This is a genomic window from Desulfohalovibrio reitneri, from assembly GCF_000711295.1.
Lineage (GTDB): Bacteria > Desulfobacterota > Desulfovibrionia > Desulfovibrionales > Desulfovibrionaceae > Desulfohalovibrio > Desulfohalovibrio reitneri.
In genome coordinates this window covers 2,424,484-2,448,151 of record NZ_JOMJ01000003.1, presented here as the reverse complement: position 1 = coordinate 2,448,151, position 23,668 = coordinate 2,424,484, and the positions used below count along the sequence as shown (strand labels likewise).

Sequence of the window (23,668 nt, the reverse complement as noted above, 5' to 3'; positions counted from 1 at the left end):
TCACCCGCGAAGAGACCTATCCCCCCGCGGGTGGCGGGTCATCAGGTGGCAAGCTCGGTCAGCTTGTCCGCCTTGCGAATATTCACGCAACAGGCCTTGAACTCCGGAATGGTGGTGTTGGGATCAGCCACCGATGGCGTGAGCCTGTTGGTGGAGTCGCCGACTCCGGGGGTTTTCCAGCCGAAGCAGTAGGGCATCCCGATCTCATGGATGACCCGGCCGTGCACCTGCAGTGGACGCATGCGCACCGTAACCATGGCAATGGCTTCGACCTCGGCGCGCGCACTCTGCACGATGACGCCCTCGCCGTTCTTGATGCCTTTCTCCTTGGCCAGCTCGGGGCTGATTTCCACATAGAGCTGGGGTTCGGTCTCCAGCAGGTTGGGCACGTTGCGGGTCTCGCCACCACCGCACCAGTGCTCGCACACGTTGTAAGTGGTGAGTACGATGGGGTAATTGGGGTCACCCGCCTTGGCCAGCTTGTCCATGTCGCTGTTCACGGACTTGAACACCGGGCTGCTGAGTTGCTTGGAGAACGGATTGGAGTCCACCGGGGTCTCCACTGGCTCGTAGTGCTCGGGGAAGGGGCCGTCGGCCCGTCCCGGCCCGTATTGCTGCCCAAAGCCGTGCACAGTCATGATGAAGGGGTACCTGCCCTTGCCGGAGGCCATGGGCGGCCAACCGCCGTCGGGTACGTCGCCCGCCCAGGAGTCGCCGGTCCAGGAGATTGTGGGCTGTTCCTTGTTCAGCGGGTTGCCCTGCAGATCCACCGAGGCGCGGTTGTAGAGGATGCGCCGGTTAACAGGCCAGCACCAGCTCCAGTTGGGGAACAGGCCGATCTTCTTTTGCATGGCGGTCTGGGAGGGGTCGCGCCGCTTGGACTTGTTGCCTTCCTCCTCGGTGTAGCTGCCGGTGTAGAGCCAGTTCAGGCTCATGGTGGATCCGTCGTCCTTGAGGGCGGTGAAGGAAGGCACCAACTGCCCCTTCCTGTACACCTTGCCGCCCACATTGGTGTCCTTGGTGAAGACGCCATTGATTTTACGGGTAACGGCTTCGGGGTCGTAGGTGCGCGGCCAGTCGAGCTCGGTCACGGCCTGGTGCAGGGCGCCGCCCTCCAGCTTGTACATCTCCCTGAGCTTGTTCATGATGCCCACGAACATCTCGCCGAAGGTTCTAGCCTGCCCCGGAGGATCAATGGCCTTGTAGTGCCACAGAAGCCAGCGGCCGGAGTTGGTCACAGTGCCTTCCTTCTCCACCCGGTGGGCGGAAGGAAGCAGGAACACCTCGGTCTTGACGTCCTTGGGGTCCACGCCTGGTCGGTTCCAGTTGTCCGTAGTTTCGGAATGGTGCAGTTCCGAAGTCACCAGCCAGTCAAGTTTATCCAGCGCGGCCCGAATCTTGTTGGAATTGGGCACGCTCTGCATTGGGTTGAGGCCGATGATGAAGCCGCCTTCTATCTCGCCATTGTACATACGGTCGAACAGCGGCAGGTAAGAGTAGTCACCGCCCTTCTCGATCTTTGGCAACCAGTCGTAGCCGTAGCCGTTGTCCGGGGTGGCGGCATCGCCGTACCAGGCCTTGAGCAGGCTCACGAAGTACTTGGGCTTGTGCTGCCACCAGTTGGCGCTTGTGGGGTCGTTGCTGACCGGCGTGTTGGCCTTGAGGTAATCGTCCAGAGTCCGCCACTCGTCATGCGGCATGGCCATGTAGCCAGGCACGATGTGGTAGAGCAGAGTGTGGTCCGTGGACCCCTGCACGTTGGGCTCGCCGCGCAGGGCGTTGATGCCGCCTCCGGCGATGCCGATGTTGCCCAGCAGGAGCTGGATGATGGCCGCGCAACGGATGTTCTGGACGCCCACGGTATGCTGGGTCCATCCCAGGGCGTACATGATGGTGCCCGCCTTGGAGCCGTTCCCCGTTTTGGCGTAGGCCTCGTATACCCGCATGAGGTTGTCCTTGGAGACACCGGTGACGGACGAGACTGTGTCCAGGTCGTAGCGGGAGTAGTGCTTCTTCATGAGCTGGAACACGCAGCGGGGGTGTCCAAGGCTCTTGTCTCGCTTTGGCACGCCATCGGAGTCCATCTCGAAGGCCCACTTTGACTTGTCGTAGGAGCGCGTTTTCGGGTCAAACCCGCTGAACAAGCCGTCCTCGAAGGCGTAGTCCTCGCCCACAATGAGGGAAGCGTTTGTGTACTCCTTGACGTAGAAGTCGTAGTATTTTTGCTCGTTGAGCAGGTAGTTTACCATCCCCCCGAGAAAGGCGACGTCCGTGCCGGAACGCAAGGGCACGTGGAAGTCGGAGCGCGCCGAAGTACGCGAGAACTTGGGGTCGACATGCATGACCGTGGCGTTCTTGTTGTACTTGGCGTCGAGCACCCACTTGAAGGAAATGGGGTGGTGTTCGGCAGCATTGCTGCCCATGATCAGGATCGCATCGGCATTCTTGATGTCGATCCAGTGGTTTGTCATCGCGCCGCGTCCGAACGACTCTCCCAGAGCCGCAACAGTGGCGCTGTGTCAGATACGTGCCTGGTGGTCCATGTGGACGACACCCAGGCTTCTCATGGCTTGGTGCGCCAGGGCGCATTCCTCGTTGTCGGCATGGGACGTGCCGAGCAGGAACATGGCGTCCAGGCGGTTTACGGTGTTGCCTTTCTCATTCTTGAAGACCAGTCGGCTGTCGCGAGTTTTTTTCACCCGCTTGGCGATCTCGGTCAGGGTCCACTCCCAGGACTTTTCTTCCCATTTGTCCGAGTGGGGGGCGCGATAGAGAGGCATGGTCAGACGGTGCTTGTTGCGGGTCATGGTCAGCATGGCCGCGCCTTTGGAGCACAGCGCCCCTTGGTTGATGGGATAGTCCGGGTCGCCTTCGGTGCTCACGAGCTTGCCATTCTTGACGTAGGCCACGATGTGGCAACTCACCGAGCAGAAGGGGCATACGGTGATCACTTCTTTGGCGCCCTCGATCTTCAGCCCGGCAGCGTATGCCTCAACCGGCCTGATATCGAAGCCGAGGTGGGCCAAGCTCAGGCCTGCCACGCCTGTGCCCACCAGCTTGAGGAAATCCCTTCGATTGCAATCCATACCTGCCTCCTCCGTTCACTGGTTTGTGCGCCACCAGCTCGATTGGCTGGATCGGCGTTCTCCCAGAGCGTTCGGAACCACGTTCCTCGGCTTGCTTCAGCACATGATTCCTTCATGGCAGGAGGGACAAGGCCGGTCAATTAAAACAGAGCAATTTCAATATGTTAAAAATAGCATGTTCGGTTTTTCAGATCGTTTTCGGCGACATGCCAATGATTTGCCCCCTAAAAGTACATAAACCCAAGTTCGCTACCCAACTCGAAGAGGTGGCCTCGGGAAACTGGACCACTTGCGAGGGTGGGCATACAAGAGTCAAAGTGGACTTAGGCATGCTTAAGAAGAAAGGCGCTCAGCGACACGTCATTATGTGTTCTTCATGTGTCCCATACGATCAATTTTCTGTGTCATATGAGTTTTGCCTGAAAGTTTTGTTACATTAAATAAACAGGTTAGGCGGCCATGTTTTTCTGATTTCCGCCCCTCAAGGCCGCTTGTGATAGAATCAGAATCCCTGCGGGAAAATTGACGAGAAAGCGGTGTGCTTTCACGTTGGTCGTTGCGTCCCGGGCTCAGCCCTGGTTGTTTTCCTGGCCGTTATTGACAAGCTCACCAGCGGCTGCGGCCGCTCCGGCCTTTGTCGCCTCGTCCGTGGGAGGCTGTCCAGGGGCGGGCTCCGGCAAATGAACAATGACCTTGCGCGGGGCAAATTGAATGCCGTTGGCTGCGAAAGCCTCTTGGATACGACGGTAGACCTCCCGCCGCAGGACAAACTGCTCACCAGGAACGGTCTTAAACTTGACTCGGGTTACCAGGGCCGAGTCATCGATCTCCCGCACGCCTTGGGATTTGACAGGAGCAAGCAGCTTGTCCCCGTGTTCTTCATCCTTCATCAACTTCTTTCCCACCTTCTTGACGATCTTGCGCACCTTTTCGATGTCCGTCTCAAAGGGAACCCGGATGTCCAGCTTCATGATGACCCAGTCCCGGGAATAGTTGCTCACCGAACTCAGTTCGCCGTAAGGGATGGTGTGCACCATGCCTCTGGGGTGGCGCAGTTGCAGGGAGCGGATAGTGAGATGCTCCACAGTGCCTGTTAGGCTGCCGGTCTCCACATAGTCGCCAATGCGAAATGCGTCGTCCAACAGAAAGAATAGGCCGGAAAAAACGTCCCTCACCAGGGTCTGTGCGCCGAATCCAATGGCCAGGCCGAAGATGCCCGCGCCTGCCAGAAGGGGGCCGAGGTTCACGCCCATGGCCGAAAGCACGGTGAAGCATGAGACCAGCACCACGGCAATAAGGATGACCTTGCGCAACAGAGTCAGCAAGGTGCCCTTACGAGATCCGCCAGCCCCAGCTTCGGCCTCGTCCAGGTCCATATCCTGGCTCTCTTCCTCCAAGCGGACGTCGATGGCCGCCCTCGCCCACTCCCACAGCCCGTAGCCCACAGCCAAGGTAGCCAAGATGGTCAAACCAGTGCGAACCAGCACTTGGCCGCGGCCGATGTCTACGCCCCATATCTCCATGAGGACCAGAACCAGGATGACCAGCAGGCCCATCCGCATCACGCGCCGCGCGAAGAAGAGATACGGGCCAGGCCCGCGGGGTTCGGGCGCTTCTCGGTAATCATCATCGTCGAAACCTTCCACCACCTCCACATCGGGCGGTTCAGGTGGCGACTCGTTCGTGGGCAGGGCCTCGCCCTGCACGTCCACCTCTGGACGGTTTGGGTTCGGCCCGGCCTGCCTGCGGGCCAAGAAGGTGCGCAGCAGGTTACAGGCCAATCTGTCGATGGCATAGATTCCCGGCAGGCAGAGCAGACTCAGTCCCATTGCCAGGGCCATGTCATGCCCGCCCAGAAGCAGCTCGCCCTCCCAGGCCAATCCTATAAGCAGGACGAAGGCGATAAACAGGACGTGCCACCAGCGGCCAATCCAGCGCCGGACACGCATCTCCGACTCGGGGACTTCCGGATCTGGCCGACTTATGAGTTCAGCCACATCGCGCCGCGTAGACAGGCTGAGCAGGACGAGGACGAGGACTTGCGCCATTCCCGCCAGGGCATAGAGCAGCAGGAAAGTCTGCTCGCGCATGGGGCCGATCTGGCGCAGGTAGAGTATGGTTTCGGAGAGAAGGATGCCTGTGGCCAAGGAGAGGGTCAGCCAGGACATTAGTCGCTTCGCAGCGGAGTCGCCCAAAGGGATAAGGCGTACGGTCGGGGCACGGGCCGCCAGAAGCAAATCTGCGGTTAAAACCAGCAGACGGACCAACCCCACTGCCCGGAGCCAGACCCCTGCCAAGGCAGGCTCCCCGGCGGGGGGGCCGACGAAGAAAACCAACAGGAGCAGGCCCAGGGCGTAGAACAGGCCGACGTCCATAAGGCCGAAGAAACCCCGGAAGATCAGCCGCGACAGTTTGACGAGCGCAGTGTGGGCGGGCTTGGTCTCCAACTTCCTTCTGGGCCGTCGGTAGAGGCGCCGGAATAGCCGCTCCAGAAGATAGGCGGCAAGCAGAATGGCCGCGGAGAGGGCCACATGGGCCATTCCTCCCCCCGTTTCGTCCATGGCCTTCCAGACCCCCGCCAGGTCCCCGGGCGCGGTGTCCAGCCCGGAGAGGAGGAAGTTCAACCGTTCGGCCACTTGGGCCGCTTCCTGGTGCAGGAAGATGGCTCCTTGGCCGGGTGAGTCCAGGGTGATTTCATCCCCAATCGGCTCGTCGGCCAAGGCGTACGAACCGAGTAACAGGATCCAAACGGCCAAAAGTGTCGGGATTAGTCGAGCCATGGAAAGAGTCCTTGTCATCGTTGCGAGAGTGGAGACGCTTATTTCACGGCCCCTAGCGGCGACAATGTCACGGCGGAATGGACGACACCGGGAGATGTTGCCGGAATCACCCCGCCTGGAACTGCTCGTCTGCGTCCGAGGCGGAGAGGGAGGTGCCTTCCGGCCTCAGATCATTGGCCAGAAAACTGTAGACTACGGGCACGACGACGAGGATGACCATAGAGCCGAAAAGCATCCCTGAGAAGAGGACAAGGCCGATGTCGAAACGTGAGTGCGCTCCTGCACCATCCGCCAGAAGAAGGGGAACGACCCCGGCGGTCATGGCCGCAGTGGTCATGAGGAAGGGGCGCAGGCGCACCATACCCCCTTTGAAAGCAGCCTCGATCTTGCTTTTGCCTTCGCTGCGCTGCGCCTCGTTGGCCATGACAACCAACAGGATGGAGTGCTTGGCGATGAGTCCGGTGAGGGTGAGAAGACCCACCTGGGTATATATGTTGATAGTAGCAAATCCCATGTAGAGAGGAATAAGTGCGCCGCAGAGGGCCCCGGGGACGCTGAGAAGGATGATCAAGGGTTCTCGAAAGCTGTTGAATTGTGCGGTCAGAGCCAGATAGATGGCTATGATGGCCACCAGAAAGGCTACTAACAGCCGGTTTCCCTGCTGCATGTACTGGCGGGACTGGCCTGTGTAGTCGATCTGGAAATCCTTGGGCAGGACCTGCTTGGCCACGTTTTGCAGATGGTCAAGGGCTTGGCCCAGGGTCACTCCAGGCGCTAGCGAGCCGGAGATGGTGGCGGAGTTGAGTTGGTCAAACTGTGTCAGAGCGTCAGGCGAGGTGTGGCGGGAGGCCTCGGCGAAGTTGGACAGAGGGGTCATGGCCCCAAAGGCGGTCTTGACTTGGCTCTCCAGGATGCGGTCGCTTTCCTGGTTAAGCCGCCGCGCACGCGGGATGACTTGGTAGGCCAAACCCCTGTCCGTGAAGCGGTTGACGTAGTCGTTGTTGTAGAAGATCCCGAATGCCTCGCCGATGTTGGCCATGGTCACCCCCAACTCCGCTGCCTTGAGCCGGTCGATGCGGATGTCCGTGACCGGGGTGTCATACTGCAGAGAGCCCTTGAGGTAGGTGAAGAGCCCGCTTCGCATGGCCTTCTGGACCATCTTCTCCTGGTAGGTATGGAGCAGGGGAAAGTCTTTGGAGGTAGCCAGGACAAACTGCACCGGCAGGCCGTAGCCGCCGGGCAACGGGGGCATGCCAAAGGTGTAGCTCTGCAGTCCGGCGATGTCCCGAATGGCCGGGGCCACGGAACGCATGATCTCCTTTTGGCTTCGCTGGCGCTCGTCCCAGGGAACCAGACTGTATATGCCGAACACCGCCTCCCGGTTGGGATACCCGTTGCAAACGAAATACTTGGACAGTTCCGGAATGCTGGCCGCAATTTTGTCCAGCCGGGAGGAAAACAGGTGCAGATAGTCCACGTTGGCGTAGGCTGGCCCTTTGCCTTGGACCACGAACAGGGACTGGTCCTCGCTGGGAGACAGTTCTTTGGGCGTACCCGAATAGAGGAAGCCGCAACAGACCAGAAGCGTCGCGCCGATGAGCAGCGCCCCTGCCCGGTAGGTCAGGAAATCGCGCAGTACCTTGCCGTAGACCCATTGAATACCGGCAATGACCGCGTCCAGCCACCGGGCCAGGAGGTTTTTCCTCTCCACGGAGCGCAGGACCCTGGAGGCCAGCACAGGGGTGATAAAGAGGGCTACCACGGCAGAGGCGGCCACGGCCCCCACCAAAGTAAGGGCGAACTCGCTAAACAACGAGCCGGTAAGGCCGCCCATGTAGGCCAGCGGAGAGAAAACAGCAGCCAGGGTCACGGTCATGCCGATGATGGCCAGGGAAACTTCCCTTGTGCCGATGATGGAGGCACGCAGGGGGGACTTGCCGTTTTCTATGTGTCGGGTGGCGTTCTCTGTGATGAGGATGGCATCGTCCACCACCAGTCCGATGGCCAGAACTATGGCCAACATTGTCAGGATGTTCAAGGAAAAGCCCATAACCAGCATCAGGGTGAAGACGCCCACGATTGAGAGTGGGACGGCTGCCATGGGCGCAAGGGAGGAGCGGAAGGATGCCAGGAAAAGTACAACCACCAGCAGCACGATGCCAATGGTTTTGCCCAGGGTGCCGATGACTTCCTTGATCGAGGCCTGGATGAAAAGAGTGGCGTCGTATGCCTTGGTGGCCTCGACTCCAGGGGGAAGCAACGGGCGGATGTCCTGTTCCAGGGCCTTTTCCAGGCGCTTGGCCATGCGCAGGGGGTTGGCCCCGGGCGCATTTGTCACGGTGAGGAAAACGCCCGGTGAACCATTGATGGCCATGCGCACATCGTCGTTCCTCGGTCCTAACTTGACCTCGGCTAGCTCCCCGAGCCGGATCAGTCCATCCCCCTCCTTCTTGACCACCAATTGGCGAAAGGCTTTTGGGTTACTCAGCCCCGTCTCCAGGCGAATGTTGGAAAGGACGTAGTCGGCCCTGAAAAACATCCATGCCACTGAAAAAAATTAACAAAGTGTAGCATTCAATGTATCATTCTCGACCAGGAACTGTAGTGATTCTGCAAGAAACCGGTCGCGCCGTCACCGGTTCGGGAGTGATGATGAAGGCCAAGCCAGCCAAAAGCGATCAGGGCAATTTCCTCTACGAGGACCTCATCGATCAGCTCAATCCCAAGGACCCGCTGCTCAAGCTTGCAGCGAACATCCCCTGGGAAAGGTTCGAGCAGGAGTTTTCTAGCCTCTATAGTGAGTATGGTCGTCCAGCAAAGCCCATAAGACTCATGGTCGGGCTCATGATCCTCAAGCAGCTTGAAAATCTGAGCGACGAGCGTGTCATTGAGGCTTGGGTCCGGAACCCCTACTATCAGGCCTTCTGCGGTGAGACGCATTTCCGGTGGAGGCTTCCTTGTGACCCCACGGACTTGGTTTATTTCCGCAAACGCATCGGCGAGGGTGGGGCGCGTTTGATCTTCGAGGTCTCGGTGGGTCTGCACGGCGACGACGCCATGGAGCGGGAGATCGCCGTGGACACCACGGTCCAGGAGAAGAACATCACCTTCCCCACTGACGTGAAGCTTCTGACCAAGGTCATCAAGCGATGCAGGGCCATCGCCGAGTTCGAAGGAATCAGCTTGCGCCGCAGTTTCCGCCGTGAATTGCCAGGCCTCCTGCGCCAGCGATTCAAGAGTCGCAAGATCATCAAACGCATTCGGACCATGGCTGGCGTCCTGATCCGCGAACTTGAGCGCAAACTGCCCAAGGATTCGTTGGCCAGGCACAGGGAAGCTATGCAGCTCTTCCGCCGGGTCCATGACCAGAAACGTACCGACAAGAACAAGACCTACAGCCTGCACGAACCGGACGTGCTTTGCATCGGCAAGGGCAAAGAGCACAAAAAGTACGAGTTCGGACGCAAGGCCTCCATCGCCTGGACCAAGACCACCGGTGTGATCGTAGGAGCCATGTCCTTCAAGGAGAACGTTTTCGACGGTCACACCCTGCCGGATGTTCTGGAGCAAGTTTCGCAAATCACGGAATCCTGCCCCGAGGCGGCCATCTGTGACCGGGGTTACAGGGGGCGCAAAAAAGTCGGTGACACGAGCATTCTGATTCCGGGCCGGCCGAAGAAAAGCGACACGCCCTACCAGAGACGAAAGGCCAGGCAACGTTTTCGCAGACGCGCTGGCATCGAGCCGGTGATCGGACATCTCAAACACGACTTCCGCATGGCCAAAAACTTCCTGAAAGGGGCCCTCGGTGATGCGATCAACCTGCTGATGGCCGCAGCCGCGTTCAACTTCAAGAAGTGGATGCGGGGACTGAAGCACTTTTTGTCTCTTTTCGCCCCTTGGCTCTGCTTCGGAACCTGGAGTCGGGGCAGACTAAAGTACGCCTGATTCAATCTGAAAGGCCTTTTTCAGGACCGACGACGTAGGTTCCCTGGGAACGGCCGGGTGAGGCGATACAGTCGTTCTCGCGCAGAGCCCGGCTCACCTCCTGGGGAGAGACGCCAAGAGCGGCCATCTTGTCCGGGTCAAGGTCCACCCGCATGGCGTACGAGCCAGGTCCTTGAACGCCAACGTTCGCCGTCCCCCGCAGGGCAGAGACTCGCGGCAGGACCTCACGCTGCAGGAAGTCGGTGATGGCCTCAGTGGGCACGGTGTCGCTGCTGAAGCCGAGATAAAACAGTGGGAAGGCGCCGGTGGTCTTCTTGCTTACCTGCGGGGCGAAGACATCGGGCGGCAACAGGTACTTGACCCTGTCCACTTTGCTCATGACTTCGGTCAGGGCCGTGTCGGCATCCGCGCCCAGCTTGAGCACGGCTGTGACAGTGCTTTTGCCCTGTACACTCTTGCTTTTGACGTAGGCTAGGTGGTTCACTCCTCCCACGGCCTTTGAAATGGTCCGGGTGACGTATCCCTGGACCACCTCGGAACTGGCACCGGGGTACTCGGTGGTGACCGCGATCTGCTTGCTGTCGATCTTGGGGTAGAGGCGCACCGGGAGCTTGAATACGCAAAAAGCCCCGATCAAGAACAGACTCAGGGCCAGGACAACGGCCAGGACAGGCCGTTCAATAAAGAAGTCGGTGAACTTCGGGGGCGGCGAGGTCCGCGCCATGCCACCCTCACTTCCCGGCCTTAGCTGGATTCACTGAATTGTCGATCTTAACGTTACTGCCGTTGTAAAGCTTGTTTTGTCCGGATGTGACCAACAAGTCCCCTTCGGAGATGCTGCCGCCGATCACTGTGCGGCCCTTTCGGGTTGGCCCGGCCTTCACCAGCACCTCCTTGGCGGTGTAGATCGTGTCGGGTTTGCTTTCCTTTCCTTTCTTGTCGGTGTTGGTTTTCTTGGGTTTGAGCAGGTAAACGGTGTTTCCGGACATGCGGTAAGTCACTGAAGTGGTCGGGGCTGTGAACACTTCGCGCCTATCTGGCATTACCAGAGAGACGCTACAGAACATGCCCGGCAGAAGCTTGCCCTGCTTGTTGTCGAAGGTTGCTCGGGCATGGATGCGGCGGGTTTTTTTGGAGAGGAACGGATTGATGGAAGTGAGCTCACCGTGGAACGTTTCACCAGGCCAGGCATCCACCTTGGCCTTGACTATCTGTCCCGTGGAAACTTTGGACAAGTCCTGCTGGCGGATAGCGAAATCGATGTAGATTGGGGACAACTTGGTCAAGCGGAGCAGTGGCTGCCCCGCGTCAACAAAATCTCCCATCTCAATGTTGCAGATGCCCACTGTGCCAGAGAAGGGGGCCTTGACCGAGTTGCGCTCGATGCGGGCCGTCTGGGCGTGAACCTGAGAGCGGGCATCCTCAAAGGCGGTCCTGTACTTGTCCAGAGTGGCTTTTGCCACCACGCCGCGCTGGTAGAGATCCTTATAGCGTTGGTAGTCCTTCCGCGCTTCACGCTCGTTGGCCTTAAGCTTGCCCATGGAGGTGGTCTCAACCCGGTGGCTGACGTCAACCAGGGGCTGCCCCGCCTCGACTCGCTCCCCGGATTCGAAGCGGATGGCCGTGACCTTGCCTGAGGCCTCCGGGCTCAGCTCCGAACTGCTCAGAGAGAAAACCTCCCCAACGGCGTGGATGTGCTCCACCCATGCTTGTTTCTTCACCTTGGCGGCCGTGACCACGGTGGGAGGTGGGGTGTAGTCGGCCATGGCTTTGTCCTCGGCCCGCTCAATGTAGCCATGATACCAGAATACGCCCCCGAAGAGGCCCCCAAGCAGAATGGAGATGATGAAGAGGCGTTTGAACATTAGAGTCCTGCTTCAGGAGGGAAATAACTCTGAGGTTGGTCTGCACGGAAGTAGGAACATGTTGTTCACCATGTATTATTGTTCATAGCCTCGGGCTTTTGCAGACTGTAGTTGTATAGAAACATATCTCCCATGTAGGCTGAGGTTACCCTATAGCCGGCCGTGCTGTCGTGTCAACGAGACCACCTCTCGGGTCTTCGCCACCAAGACCAAGACCTGGCGCAGCATTCCGATCCGACCTGAGTTTCTGGAAAAGCTCCGTGGAAAGAAGGCCAAAAGGCAAAGACCAACTTCCTCGTGGAATACCATGGACGGTCGATCAAAAGCTTCCACAAAGCATTCAGAAACGCCTGCCGCCGCTCCGGAATCAGAGACGACATCATCAGCTATGATGTCCGCCACCTCTTCTGCTCCAAGCATGCTGCCACAGAGGGCGTCTCCCAACGCTGTATCCCGCCTCATGGGGCAGCCAGCCCGAAGATGACCTTGGACCGATACGGCCATGTCATGCCGGGTGACGAGGGCAGAGCTAATGAGTTGCTGTCAGTGATTGAGTAGGAGCGCGAGAGAGATAAGGAAATTTGGGATGTTAGAAATGGCGTCCCCTTCCTCTTTTTGAGATCAGTGAAGAAAGGACAGCTCTGGTGGCGACCACAGATGCATATTGTCCACAAGAATCCTGCATCACCTCATCCACTGTCATTTCCGTGGAGAAAGATGATTCTCGATGGGGCAATGTTCACCCCCGGTTCACCGGCAGGGTCACCGCAAAAGAAAAGGCCTAATCATCTTGAAGGAACGGTGACTGGGTCAAGGAGTGGGTGGCGATGGCCGATCCCCTTGCCAAGATTCTCCAGGAGTACAGGGAGAAACGTCATCCGAACCTGGAGTACGTGTTCTACCTCAAGCCCGAGGAAGGACGTCGCTGGAAAAGCTACCCACAGTTCCTGAATCGGCTCTGCAAAAAGGCCGGGGTGAAGAGTTTCACCTTCCATGGGATTCGCCATCTGGCGGGAAGTGTATGCATCGACAGCCTTGCGACGCTGCTGGATGTCAAAGACTTCATGCGCCACAGCAGCGTGGCTGTGACCCAGGGGCACATCTCAAGGGTCAGGGCGAGTTCGGGGACTCCAGGGCTTTTGGAGGAGGCTTTGAAACGGACACACGTTGGGGACACGAAATTTGGCAAGCTCCCGGGAGGAAGTTCGCAAGTAGCCGAAATAAATAGACTCTAAGAAGAGCTGGAGAAAGGAAACACATCCGCCCCGGAGGCCGATTTGGAGCAAGTGCGGAGCGCTTGACCCGAAGGGCACGGGCCAGGAACCTTCAGCCCTAAGGCCGAGCTTGCTCGCCCTTAGGGCTGAAGAGAGCAGAGTTGGCCCGTGTCTGCCCCCTGGTCGCCCGCAGGGCGAAAATCTTCCCTCTTCACGCCTCCCTTGCGGCGGGCTTAAGCCCGCCGCAAGGGAGGCCGGGAAGCTAGTCCGTCTGCCCGCTCTCTTCAGGCGAGACGGTGACGAGGTAGGATTCTTCGGATTCCAGGTACTTGCTTGCCAAGTCCTGAAGCTGGGCTGGGGTGATTTCCCTGGCCTTGGCGATGAGTTCCTCGGGGTGGTCCAGGCCCAGGCCGCGCAGGGTGAGTCCGGCCGCTGCCGAGGCGCGGGAGCGCAGGGTCTGGTGGTTGCGGTAGTACTCGCCCTGCATGAGGTTGGCCGCACGCTCCAGTTCCGCCTTGTCCAGCGGCTTGGACTTGATGTCCTCGGCGATGCGGTCGAAGGAGTCCAGGGCCTGCTGCTTCTTGTCCGGGTCGGTGCCGATGTAGAAGGCCAGGAAGCCGGTCTCCGGAGCCTGCCAGAGGAAGGCGGTGACGGAGTAGCCCAGGCCCTGCTTGTCGCGCAGCTGGGTGAAGAGCAGGCCGGACTGCCCGGCCAGGATGTCGCGCATGAGGGACAGCCCGGCGGTGTCCTCGTCCTTTTCGCCGGGCACGGGATAGACGCGCACCAGGTGGGTCTGGTTGCGGCCCGGCATGGTCAGGGTGAGTTCCTTGTCCTCGCCCCACACCGGCGGCTGGAATTCGGCCAGCTCCGCGCCCGGCTCATGTTCCAGGTCGGCGGCCAGGGTGCGGGCCAGGTCCAGGATTTCATCGCGGTCGAAGGTGCCGCAGGCGGTGAACACGAAGGGCCGGGCCTGCTGGGTTTGCCAGAAGGAGGCCACCTGTTCCGTGGTGTACCCGGAGACCTGTTCCGGCTCGCCCAGGTGCAGCCAGCCGTAGCCGGGGCTTTGGTAGAGGAAGGGGAAGAGGCGGCGGAAGGCCAGCCCCAGGGGCTGGTCCTGCTTGCGCTTGATGGAGGCGATCTGCTCGCGCTTGGCGCGGTCCATCTCCTCCGGGGCGAAGCGCGGGGACAGCACGGTCTGGCGGAAGACGGGCAGCACCTCGTCGCTGAAGCGCGAGGGGAAGCGCGCGGCCAGGCCGAAGGTGTCCCGGCGCGAGCGGGCGGAGACGCTGGCGGCGCGGTTGGCCAGATAGTCCTGGTACGCGGTGGCGCTCATGTCGCCCGCGCCCCGGCCGAGCATGGAGGCGGTCAGGGCGGCCAGGCCCTGCTCGTCCTTGTCCAGCAGGCGGTCGCCGCCCGCGAAGAGCATGTCCACGGCGGCGTAGGGCAGGGTCTCGTCGGGCAGCAGCACCACGGTGTCGCCGGACTCCAGGGTGACGACCTCCGGCTCGCCCCTGGCTCCGCCGGTCTCGCCGTGCTCGGGCATGGCCTTGGCCGTGGTTCTGGCCCCGGTTTCGGCCCGCCAGGCCTCGCCGATGGTCCCGCGCAGGGCCTCGGCGTCCGGCCCCTTGCCTTCCGGGGTCAGGGCGGCCAGTGCCAGCCGGTCCGGGTCGAGGTAGGTCTCGGCCAGTCCCTGCAGGTCGCTCTCGTCCACGGTGCGCAGGGAGTAGAGGTAGTTCTCCTCGGCCTCCACTCCGCCCTCGAAGAACTGGAAGTAGCCGAGCTTGGAGGCCAGCCCGGAGAAGGTCTCCTTGGTGCGGTAGAGGGAGTCCTCCAGATTGAGGCGGGCCCGTTCCAGCTCTTCCTTGCTGAAGTCGGCGGCGTCGAAGGTGGACAGATCACCGGCCAGGGAGCGCACGAAGGGGTCCACGTCGTCCGGGTCGCAGACGGCCTGGATGACCAGCACCCCGGCGCGCTCCAGGGTCAGGGCGCTGGCGGAGATGGAGTCCACCATCTGTTTTTCGTACTTGTATTCGCGGTACAGGCGGGAGGTCCTGTCGCCGCCCAGCAGGTGGGCCAGCACCTCCAGCCCGGCCACCTCCTGCGAGCGCTGCCCGGGAATGGGGAAGGCCAGGGAGACGTAGGCCTTGTTCCAGTCGCCCTCCTCCACCCGCACGGCGGGCCCGGACGGCGAGCCGCCGTCGGCCCCGGAGAGCTTCTTGATCGGAATCTCCCGCGGGGGATGGACCTCGCGGTCGTTTCGCAGGTCGCCGAAGAGGCGGTCGGCCTCGGCCAGCACCTCGGCCTCGTCCACGTCGCCCACCACCACCAGCAGCATGGACTGCGGCTGGTAGAGACGCACCACGTAGTCCAGGATGTCCTGGCGGGTGATGGCCGGGACGGTCTCGCGGAAGCCGATGATGGGACGCTCGTACGGGGTGTCTGCGAATACCAGCTTCTGCAGCATCTTGAACTGGCGCTGGGAGGGGTTGTCCTCGCCGCGCTCCAGCTCGGACAGGACCACCTGCTGCTCGCTCTTGAGCTCCTCCGGGTCCACGCTCAGGCCGAAGGCCATGTCGTTGACCACGTCCAGGCCCAGTTTCCACTCCGTGCTGGGCACGTCCACGTAGTAGACGGTGTAGTCGAAGGAGGTCCCGGCGTTGAGGTTGCCCCCCACGGACTCGACCTTGCGGGCGATGGCCCCGGACGGCCCCTCGCCCTCCCCCTTGAAGACCATGTGCTCCAGGAGGTGCGAGATGCCCGCCTGTTCCGGGTCCTCGTAGGCGGACCCGGCGTGGACGTAGAGCCGCATGGAGGCCAGGGGGAAGCGGTCGTCCTGGAGGGTGAGCACGGTCAGGCCGTTCTCCAGCACCGTGACCTTGGGCCCCTCGCCCTGGCGCGGGACCGGGGGTTGCTTTTCGCGCTCCTCTGCGGAAGCGGTGGTTGCCGTCTTGTTCGCGCCGGCCTCAGCCTCGTAGCCTTCGATGGTGCCCATGTACTCACAACCTACCGCGGCCAGCAGCATGATGGCCGCCAGGGTGATCGCCCGGAGGGCGGATTGGGGATGCATGCGGGGGGTCCTCCGCTCTCGGATGTCGTGACCGGTGGAAAAAAGAGAGCGGGGGCCCTCCCCCGCTCCCGTGTTGTCGACACGGACGGCGCTGCGCCCGCCGGCCCGCGCGGGCCGTCAGGTGGTGCAGGAGTCGCCGCCTTCGCAATAGACGCGAACGAACTGCCCGATCTGGTGGGAAAGGTAAACGCACTCCACCCCTTCCAGGCACTTCTCCGCGTCAGCCTTCTCAATGTGCGTGACCAGCTCGTGTTCGTCCTTCTTCAACTCCAGCATCCAGGCGTCCTTCTGGTCGTCGAAGCTGAGGGAGGCCTGGAGGCCGTACTTGTCGATCTCGGGGTACATTTCCTTGATCTTGGCCATGACTTGCTGCTGATCCACGCTCATTGCGACTGCTCCTCGGGGAAAAGTTCAACTGCTCGAATAGTGGATTTTCCGATTCGTCCTTTTACCACCCGGCAGGAACCGGCGCAACCGGATCAGCCGGTTTTTTCGGTCCCCTCGAAGCGCTGGGCCGTCTTTTTCAGCCGGAAATCCGTGGCCTCCACGTCCGGCTGCACCGCCCGCACCAGGGTCAGCGGGCTGACATAGCCGTTCGACCAGTCCAGCACCAGGCGCAGGCCGTCCGTCCCAGTGAACTCGCCCTCCGCCGCGTAGGCCCGGGCGTCGTCCTCCTTGTCCCCGCGTTTGGAGCGCCGCACGAAAGGGAAGGACCCCGAGGCCAGGAAGGCCTCCCAGGCCCGCCGCCAGCCTTCGGGGTCCGGGCCTGTGTAACGCAGGGAGTATTCCTCGCGCGGGGCCTGGGCCTGCTTGCGGCCCATGGACAGCGGTTCGGCCAGCAGCACGCGGATGCCCTCCACCGCCTGTTCGTTCAGGCGGCGGGCCAGCTCGGCCGGGTCGTACTCCTCGCGGGTGAAGAGGTCCACGTACTCGGCCCGGCTCTCCACGCCCACGGGCAGGGCGCGGTGCTGGGAAATCTGCGGCATGGGATGGAAGCCCTTGGAGAAGGTGGGCTTGATGCCCGCCCGGCGCATGGCCCGCTCCCAGAATGCGCCCATCTCCAGGGTGGAGAGGTAGGCCGCTGGTCCTTCCTTGGTGTACCACAAACGGTAGTGGGCGGCCTTGCGGGTCAGGTCCTCGGACAACACGGGCGGGGCCTCGCGAGAGGACGCGGGCGGACCCGCCCCGGGGTCCGGGTCCTCGGGCACCTGGTCGCGCTCGGGCAGCACCACGCGGGGACGCAGGCCGTCGCCGCCGGAGCGCGCGGCCGCCATGTCGCAGGCTCCGCAGCCCTGGCAGTCATTGTAACGGCAGTCCGGGGTGGTGCTCTCGGACAGGGCGCGCCTGCGCTCCAGCAGCAGAAATTCCCGGCTCACCCCGACGTTCAGGTGGTCCCAGGGCAGGGGCTTCCCCGGGTCGCGGGCGGCCAGGTAGGCGCGGGGGTCGATGCCCAGGTCGTCGAACAACTCCAGCCACGGCCCCATGCGGAAGTGGTCCGTCCAGGAGGCGAAGAGCAGCCCGCGCCGGGCGGCCTCCTCCACCACCACGGCCAGTTCGCGGCCGCCCCGGGAGAAGACCCCCTCCAGGAAGTTCATCTCCGGCTCGTGCCAGCGCAGTTTGAGCCGCTTGTCCCTGCCGAACAGCTCCCGCAGCATCTCAACCTTGCGGGTGGTCTCCTCGGGCGCGTCCTGCCGCTCCCACTGGAAGGGGGTGTGCGGCTTGGGCACGAAGGGCGAGACCGAGGCCGTGACCTGCAGCCGCTTGCGCCCCTTCGGCGCGATGTCCGCCACCTCGCGGCACAGCTCGTAGATGGCTCGCACGTCCTCGTCCGTCTCCGTGGGCAGGCCGATCATGAAATACAGCTTCACCTGGCTCCAGCCGCGCGAGAACAGCGCCCGCACGTGGCGCATGAGGTCCTCGCGTCCGATGCCCTTGTTGATGACGTCGCGCAGCCGCTGGCTGCCCGCCTCCGGGGCCACGGTGGCGCCGGTGCGGCGGATGGAGGCCATGCGCTCCCAGATGGCCGAGGACACGGTGCCCGCCCGCAGGGAGGGCAGGGAGAAGGATACCTGCTCGGCGGCGCAGCGGTCGAAGCTGCGGGTGAAGAGGTCCTCCAGGGCGGAGTAGTCGCCCGTGGACAGGGAGAGGAAGGAGACTTCCTCGTAGCCCTGTTCATGCAGGCCCCGGTCCAGTGCCCGCAGCACGGTTTCCTGGGAACGCTCGCGCACCGGGCGGTAGGTCATGCCCGCGTGGCAGAAGCGGCAGCCACGGGTGCAGCCACGGGCAATCTCCACGGAGAGGCGGTCGTGCACCGCCTTGGCGTGGGGCAGCACCAGGTCCGTGGGGCACTCCAGGCGGTCCAGGTCCTCCACCACGGCGCGGGCGGGCCTGTCCGGGCCGGGCCCCTCGTGCGCCACGACCCCGACCCGCTCCGGGAAAAAGGCGGGCACGTAGATGCCGGGCAGCTCCGCCAGGGCGGCCAGGGTCTCCGCCTTGCTCCGCGAGCGGGAGGCGGCCAGCTCGTCCAGCAGGGCGTCCAGCACGGCTTCGCCGTCGCCCAGCACGAAGGCGTCGATGAAGGGGGCCACCGGCTCCGCGGCCAGGGCGCAGCCGCCACCGGCCAGCACCAGCGGGTCGCCCTCCCCGCGCTCGGCCGAGCGGACGGGAATGCCGCCCAGCTCCAGCATGGCCAGCACGTTGGCGTAGCACAGCTCGTGGGTCAGGTGGAACGCCACGGCGTCCAGGGAGGACAGCGGGGTGTCCGTCTCCAGGGTGGCCAGGGGGACGCCGCGCTCCCGCAGGATGTCCATGGTCGCCAGGCAGGGGGAGAAGACCCGCTCCGCCAGGGCGCCGTCGTGGCGGTTGGCCCGGTCCAGCAGGATGCGCTGGCCAAGATAGGACATGCCCACCTCGTAGAGGTCGGGGAAGGCGAAGGCCAAGTGGACGCGGGCCGATGCGGGGTCGCCGCGCGGGGCGCCCCATTCGGTGCCCAGATAGCGGCTGGGCTTGGGAAGGATGGGCAGAAGCTCTTTCATGGGGGTAAAAAAAGGCGGCCCCGCGGGGCCGCCCTGGTATTCGGATGAGTTCGCGGGAGGTGGGCTACTTCTTCAGCAGGTCGGAGATGGAGCCGCCTCCACCGCCGCCGCCCATGCCGCCGCCCATGCCCTGGAGGTTGTCCAGGTCGCCGGCGCCGGCCAGGGTGAGGTTGGAGGCCGCCTCGGTGTACTTGCTTTTCACTTCCTCGGGGAAGTTGCGGTAGAAATAGATGACGTGCTCGCCCTTGATCTCGCCGCCGATCTCGGTCTCGAAGGGATAGCCGAAGGGCAGCATCATCATTTGCACGCCCTGCTGAGAGGGTACGGTCTGCAACGCGGCGACCTCGATCAGCTTCTGTCCTTCCTCGTCCCACTTGCCCACAACGGTGTCGCCGTTGATGAGCTTGGCGAGTTTGATTTCATGCGCCATGAAAATAGCTCCTTGCTTGATTTCGTGAACGGGGAGGGTAGGTCCCGCCAGGGGGCCTGTCAAGAAACCCCGCCGGTTTCCGCCCGGTCTTGGCCGCGCGGCAGCAGCCGCAGAAGCGCCAGCGCCGCCAGCATCACTCCGCCCAACCCGGCGAAGCCGATGCCGAAGCCCACGGTGTCGCCCAGCCCCCCCAGGGCGGCCGGGACCATGGACGCGCCCACCAGCGCGCCCGCCGGAGTGACCAGGGAGACGGCCACGTTGCGTTCCTCCCAGGAGAAGGCGCGGGATATGGCCGCGAACCCCGCGGGGAAGAAGCAGGCCGAAACCAGGGGCTGGGCGATGACCGCCCCGGCCAGGGCCGGGCCTTCCAGCAGTCCCAGGCAGGCGGTGAGTCCTCCGCACAGGAGGAGATAGAGCCGGATGGTCTGCACCGCGCCCAGACGGTCCACCAGCCAGCCGCCAGCGAATACCATGACCAGCCCGGACACCCGCGACACGGCCAGCAGCTGGTTGGCCGTCTCCCGGGCGTAGCCGTGCTCTTCCGTCAGGTAGAGGGGCAGCATGGTGAAGGGGCCCACCGTGGCCCCTACGGCCAGGCCGAACAGCACGGCCATGACCCAGAACAGCGGTTTGGACATGATGGAGCGCAGCAGTCTTGGCCCCGGAGCCTGGCCCTTCTGCCCCCTCCCCGGACCGAAGGCCGCCAGCAGCGCGCCCGCGCCCAGCAGGGCCCAGGCCAGAAGCCGCAAAGCCAGCCGCCAGTCCCCGTGGGACAGGCAGAGTTCGGCCCACAGCGGGGCCAGGACGAAGGAGAAATTGGGAGCAAGTTCGTGCACCGAAAGCGCCTTGCCCCAGTCCCGTTCGCGGGTCAGACCGGTGATGACCGCCACCCCGGAGGGCAGGTACAGTCCCGCCCCCAGCCCTAGAAACCACATGCCCGCCAGCAGCCCGGCGTAGTCCGAAGAGAGGGAGGCGCCCAGGGCTCCCGAGCCGCAGAGCAAAAGCGCGCCCGCTGCGGCCATGCGGTGGGAAAAGGCCTTGGCCAGGAAGCCGGAGGACACGAGCCCCAGCATGACGCCCAGGCCCATGGTGGAGATGACCATGCCAGCCTGGGAGTTGCTCAGCCCCAGATCCGCCCGCACCGGCACCATGAGCGGCCCGATGACGTTGCGGGCCATGAACAGCAGAAAGAACGCCCCGGTGAGGCAGGCCAGGGTGGGCAGCGCCCGGCCGAAGGAAAGCCCCTCGCTCCCGGGCCCGGAAGCTGGACCGCTCACCGGTCCAGCTTCTCCCGGCCGCGCTCCACGGCCCGCTCCACCTCGCGGCGCAGGCCGCGGAGGTATTCCCCGGCATCGCCGCCGCTCTCGGCCAGGTCTTCCATTTCCCTGGCCGCCGATTCCACGGCCACCGCCCCCACGGCCGAGGCCGCGCCCTTGAGGGCGTGGGCCGCCTCGCGGACGGCCTCGGGCCGCCCCTGGCGCACCGCCTCGTCGAGCTTCTCGACCTTGGCCGGGGCATCGCCGATGAATACCTCCAGCAGCTCGTCAAGAAAAGCCTGGTCGCCGCCCAGACGCGCCAGCGCGTCCCTGGTCTCAAACACCGCCTCGCCGGATGCCTGATCCGCCGAGCCGCCTCCGGGGGACTCCCGGAGGCGGCCATCCCCCCCGCGCGAACGCTCCCGCAGCACCGAGACCATGGTCCGCCGCAGGACCTCGAAATCAACCGGCTTGGGCACGTAGGCGTCCATGCCCGCCTCCAGAAAACGCTCCCTGTCGCCCGCGTGGCCGTGGGCGGTCAGGGCGATGACCGGCACTTCCGGGTCGGAACGCTCCGGCCGGGCCGAACGGATGGCCCGGGTGGCCTCCAGCCCGTCCATGGCGGGCAGACCGACGTCCATGAGCACCAAGTCAACCGGTTCGGAAGCCAGCGCGTCAAGCCCCTCCTCCGCTGTGGCGGCCATGCGGACCGAGTTGTTCCGACGCTCCAGCAGGGTGCGCAGCATGCGCTGGTTGACCGGGTTGTCCTCCACCACCAGCACGCGCAGGCCCGAGGGCCAGCTTCCGTCGTCGTTGCCTCCCCGCTTGCCATCCACCTGGGCGAAGCTGGCGGAGAAGTGGAAGGCGCTGCCCCCGCTTGGTTCGTCCTCCACCCAGATTGTCCCATCCAGCATGTCCACCAGCTTGCGCGCCAGGGCCAGCCCCAGGCCGGTTCCTCCGTGGCGGCGGGTGGCCGAGCCGTCGCCCTGCACAAAACTCTCGAACACGCGCTCGCGGATATTTTCCGGCACCCCTGGCCCGGTGTCCCGCACTGTGAAACGCAACCGCTCCACGCCGTTCGCTGCCGCCTCCGCCCGCGCCTCCACCACGACGGCGCCAGAGTCCGTGAACTTGACCGCGTTGTCCAGCAACGCGGCCAGAACCCGCCGCAGCCTGCCCGGGTCTCCGCGCACTGCCGGGGGAAGGTTGCCGGGGACCTCCAGCCGCAGTTCCAGCCCCTTTCGCCGCGCCCCGGGCCGGTATTCCTCCGTCACCCCGCGCAGCACCCCGGCCGGGGAGAACTCCTCATCCTCCATGCGCAGCCCACCGAACTCCAGCCGGGCCAGGTCCAGGATGTCGTTGAGAAGGCTCAGCAGGGACCTGGCCGAATCGTGGACGGAACGCAGGTGCCCCGCCATCTCCTCGTCCGGCCCGCTTTCCAGCATGAGCTGGGAGAGGCCGATGATGGCGTTCATGGGAGTGCGCAGCTCGTGGCTCATGGTGGCCAGAAACTCGGATTTGGCCGTGTCAGCGGCCCGCGCCTCGTCGCGGGTGCGGCGCAGTTCCTCCTCCATGCCCCGCCGCTCGGTGATGTCGTGCACCACGGCCACCAGCACGGTCTCGCCGTTGAGGGGCAGGGTCAGGGCGGCCTTCCTCACCGACAGGTGGCGGCGCTCACCGTCCGGCAGGACAAGGGAGTTGTCGTATTCCACCGAACCGCCCGAGGCCAGTATCGCGTCCTCCTTCTCCCAAATGTACTCGGCCGTCTCCGGGGTGAAGAAGTCCGTGTCCGTGCGCCCCACCAACTCATCCGGGCTCTTGTGCATCAGCTCGGCGAAGGCGTTGTTGACCATCACCCAACGGTGATCGCGGTTCTTGACGAATACCGGGGCGGGCACGGCCTCCAACACCCGGTGGAGGAAGTCGTGGGCCTGCTTCTCCTGCTCCTCGGCCAGCTTGCGCTGTGTGACGTCCGCCAAGGCCATAAGCACCCGGGAGAGGTCCGCCCGGTTGGGCTCCGGCACGAAAATGCGCGCCTGGCAGCACATGTTCCGGCCATCCAGACCCTTGCAGGGCAACTCCACCTGCATCGCCCCGCCCTTGCCCGTGCGCCGCACCTCGGCCAGCCAGTCCAGCACCCTGGCGCGCACCGCCCTGGAATCCGGCAGGATGGCCTCGATGTTGCGCAGCAGGGAGCTCTTGTCCCCGGCCCGGAAAAGCTTCAGGGAGTGGGTGTTGACCGCCACCACCCGCATGCCCGCCAGGCTGCGGTCCAGGTCGTCCGGGTTGTCCAGCAGATGAGTGCGCAGGTCCTCCACGCCCCGGGCGGCCAACTCGTCCAGCACGGCCCGCGCTCCGGAGAAGTCCGCCTCCCACAGGGAGACGGGGCTCTCCTCGAACAGGTCGCGGTAACGGCGGCGCGTGTGGCGCAGGCTGTCTTCGGCCGCCCTGCGGCCGGAGGCCTCGGCTTCGCGGCCGGTGCGCACCTCGGCCAGTTCCCGGCCGCGCTCCAGAACCTTCTCCTCCAGGTGGTCCAGATACTCGCGGCGCTGTCGGAGCTCGGCCGAACGGACCAAGGCCTTGTCCAGGGTCAGAGGCAACAGCTCGTCGAACTCCAGGGTCTTTTCCAGCCAGTCCCAGGCCCCGCGTCGCAGGGCCTCCACCGCATCGCTCCGGCGGCCCTGTCCGGTGATGATGATGACCGGCATCTCCGGGGCGTCGCGGGTGAAGGTGGACAGCACGTCCAGCCCGCTCAGGTCCGGCAGGCGCAGGTCCACCAGGACGGCGTCCGGTCTGGCCCGCATGAACAGGTCCATGGCCTCGGACGCGCTGGCCGCCCCCCATACGCCGTAGTCCGGCGCCAGGCACTCGGCCACGGTCTCGCGGGTGTCCGGGTCGTCATCCACCACAAGTATGTTCGGCTTGCTCTCGGCCATCCGCCTCCCCCTGGAGACTTCCGCGGGCGCGGAAGTCGCATGGTCCCCCAC

General features: G+C 63.6%; 13 protein-coding genes. 2 read left to right on the top strand and 11 right to left on the bottom strand.

The features are described from left to right. Positions 1-41 precede the first annotated feature (41 nt). From fdnG to N911_RS0112170, 3 genes are all read right to left on the bottom strand, one after another. Complete coding sequence (gene fdnG / locus N911_RS0112185; protein ID WP_138774398.1) at positions 42-3,086, bottom strand: formate dehydrogenase-N subunit alpha; 3,045 nt, start codon at positions 3,084-3,086, stop codon at positions 42-44. Between the two features lie 569 nt (positions 3,087-3,655). Beyond that, positions 3,656-5,806, bottom strand: a complete 2,151-nt coding sequence (locus N911_RS0112175; protein ID WP_237559955.1) for a mechanosensitive ion channel family protein — start codon at positions 5,804-5,806, stop codon at positions 3,656-3,658. 166 nt (positions 5,807-5,972) lie between these two features. Beyond that, entirely contained in the window at positions 5,973-8,405 is a 2,433-nt protein-coding gene (locus N911_RS0112170) for an efflux RND transporter permease subunit (protein ID WP_051694258.1), read from the bottom strand. Between the two features lie 113 nt (positions 8,406-8,518). Between N911_RS0112170 and N911_RS0112165 the strand changes: the two genes are divergently transcribed. Then, entirely contained in the window at positions 8,519-9,814 is a 1,296-nt protein-coding gene (locus N911_RS0112165) for an IS5 family transposase (protein WP_237559957.1), read from the top strand. A 1-nt stretch (position 9,815) separates the two neighbouring features. Here the strand turns inward: N911_RS0112165 and N911_RS0112160 are convergent, their stop codons facing one another. Next, positions 9,816-10,538, bottom strand: coding sequence for an efflux RND transporter permease subunit (locus N911_RS0112160; RefSeq protein WP_029897496.1), 723 nt, complete (start codon positions 10,536-10,538; stop codon positions 9,816-9,818). Between the two features lie 7 nt (positions 10,539-10,545). Beyond that, complete coding sequence (locus tag N911_RS0112155) at positions 10,546-11,679, bottom strand: efflux RND transporter periplasmic adaptor subunit (RefSeq protein ID WP_029897495.1); 1,134 nt, start codon at positions 11,677-11,679, stop codon at positions 10,546-10,548. Between the two features lie 827 nt (positions 11,680-12,506). On the opposite strand from N911_RS0112155, the gene N911_RS0112150 reads away from it, so the two are divergent. After that, positions 12,507-12,914 (top strand): tyrosine-type recombinase/integrase, encoded by a 408-nt coding sequence (locus N911_RS0112150; RefSeq protein ID WP_029897493.1) that lies wholly within the window; start codon positions 12,507-12,509, stop codon positions 12,912-12,914. 241 nt (positions 12,915-13,155) lie between these two features. Here N911_RS0112150 and N911_RS0112145 read toward each other — a convergent pair whose 3' ends face one another. The 6 genes from N911_RS0112145 to N911_RS17015 all read right to left on the bottom strand — a co-directional run bounded on the left by N911_RS0112145 (position 13,156) and on the right by N911_RS17015 (position 23,617). Beyond that, positions 13,156-15,960, bottom strand: a complete 2,805-nt coding sequence (locus N911_RS0112145; protein WP_035104767.1) for a M16 family metallopeptidase — start codon at positions 15,958-15,960, stop codon at positions 13,156-13,158. A gap of 117 nt (positions 15,961-16,077) precedes the next feature. Then, positions 16,078-16,347 (bottom strand): hypothetical protein, encoded by a 270-nt coding sequence (locus N911_RS0112140; protein WP_029897489.1) that lies wholly within the window; start codon positions 16,345-16,347, stop codon positions 16,078-16,080. A 92-nt stretch (positions 16,348-16,439) separates the two neighbouring features. Beyond that, positions 16,440-18,995, bottom strand: coding sequence for a TIGR03960 family B12-binding radical SAM protein (locus N911_RS0112135; protein WP_029897487.1), 2,556 nt, complete (start codon positions 18,993-18,995; stop codon positions 16,440-16,442). A gap of 64 nt (positions 18,996-19,059) precedes the next feature. Continuing rightward, positions 19,060-19,425, bottom strand: a complete 366-nt coding sequence (locus N911_RS0112130) for a hypothetical protein (RefSeq protein ID WP_029897486.1) — start codon at positions 19,423-19,425, stop codon at positions 19,060-19,062. A 59-nt stretch (positions 19,426-19,484) separates the two neighbouring features. Next, complete coding sequence (locus N911_RS0112125; protein WP_035104764.1) at positions 19,485-20,702, bottom strand: MFS transporter; 1,218 nt, start codon at positions 20,700-20,702, stop codon at positions 19,485-19,487. Then, positions 20,699-23,617, bottom strand: coding sequence for a response regulator (locus tag N911_RS17015; RefSeq protein WP_035104761.1), 2,919 nt, complete (start codon positions 23,615-23,617; stop codon positions 20,699-20,701). The genes N911_RS0112125 and N911_RS17015 overlap by 4 nt, the downstream gene beginning before the upstream one ends. Positions 23,618-23,668 lie beyond the last annotated feature (51 nt).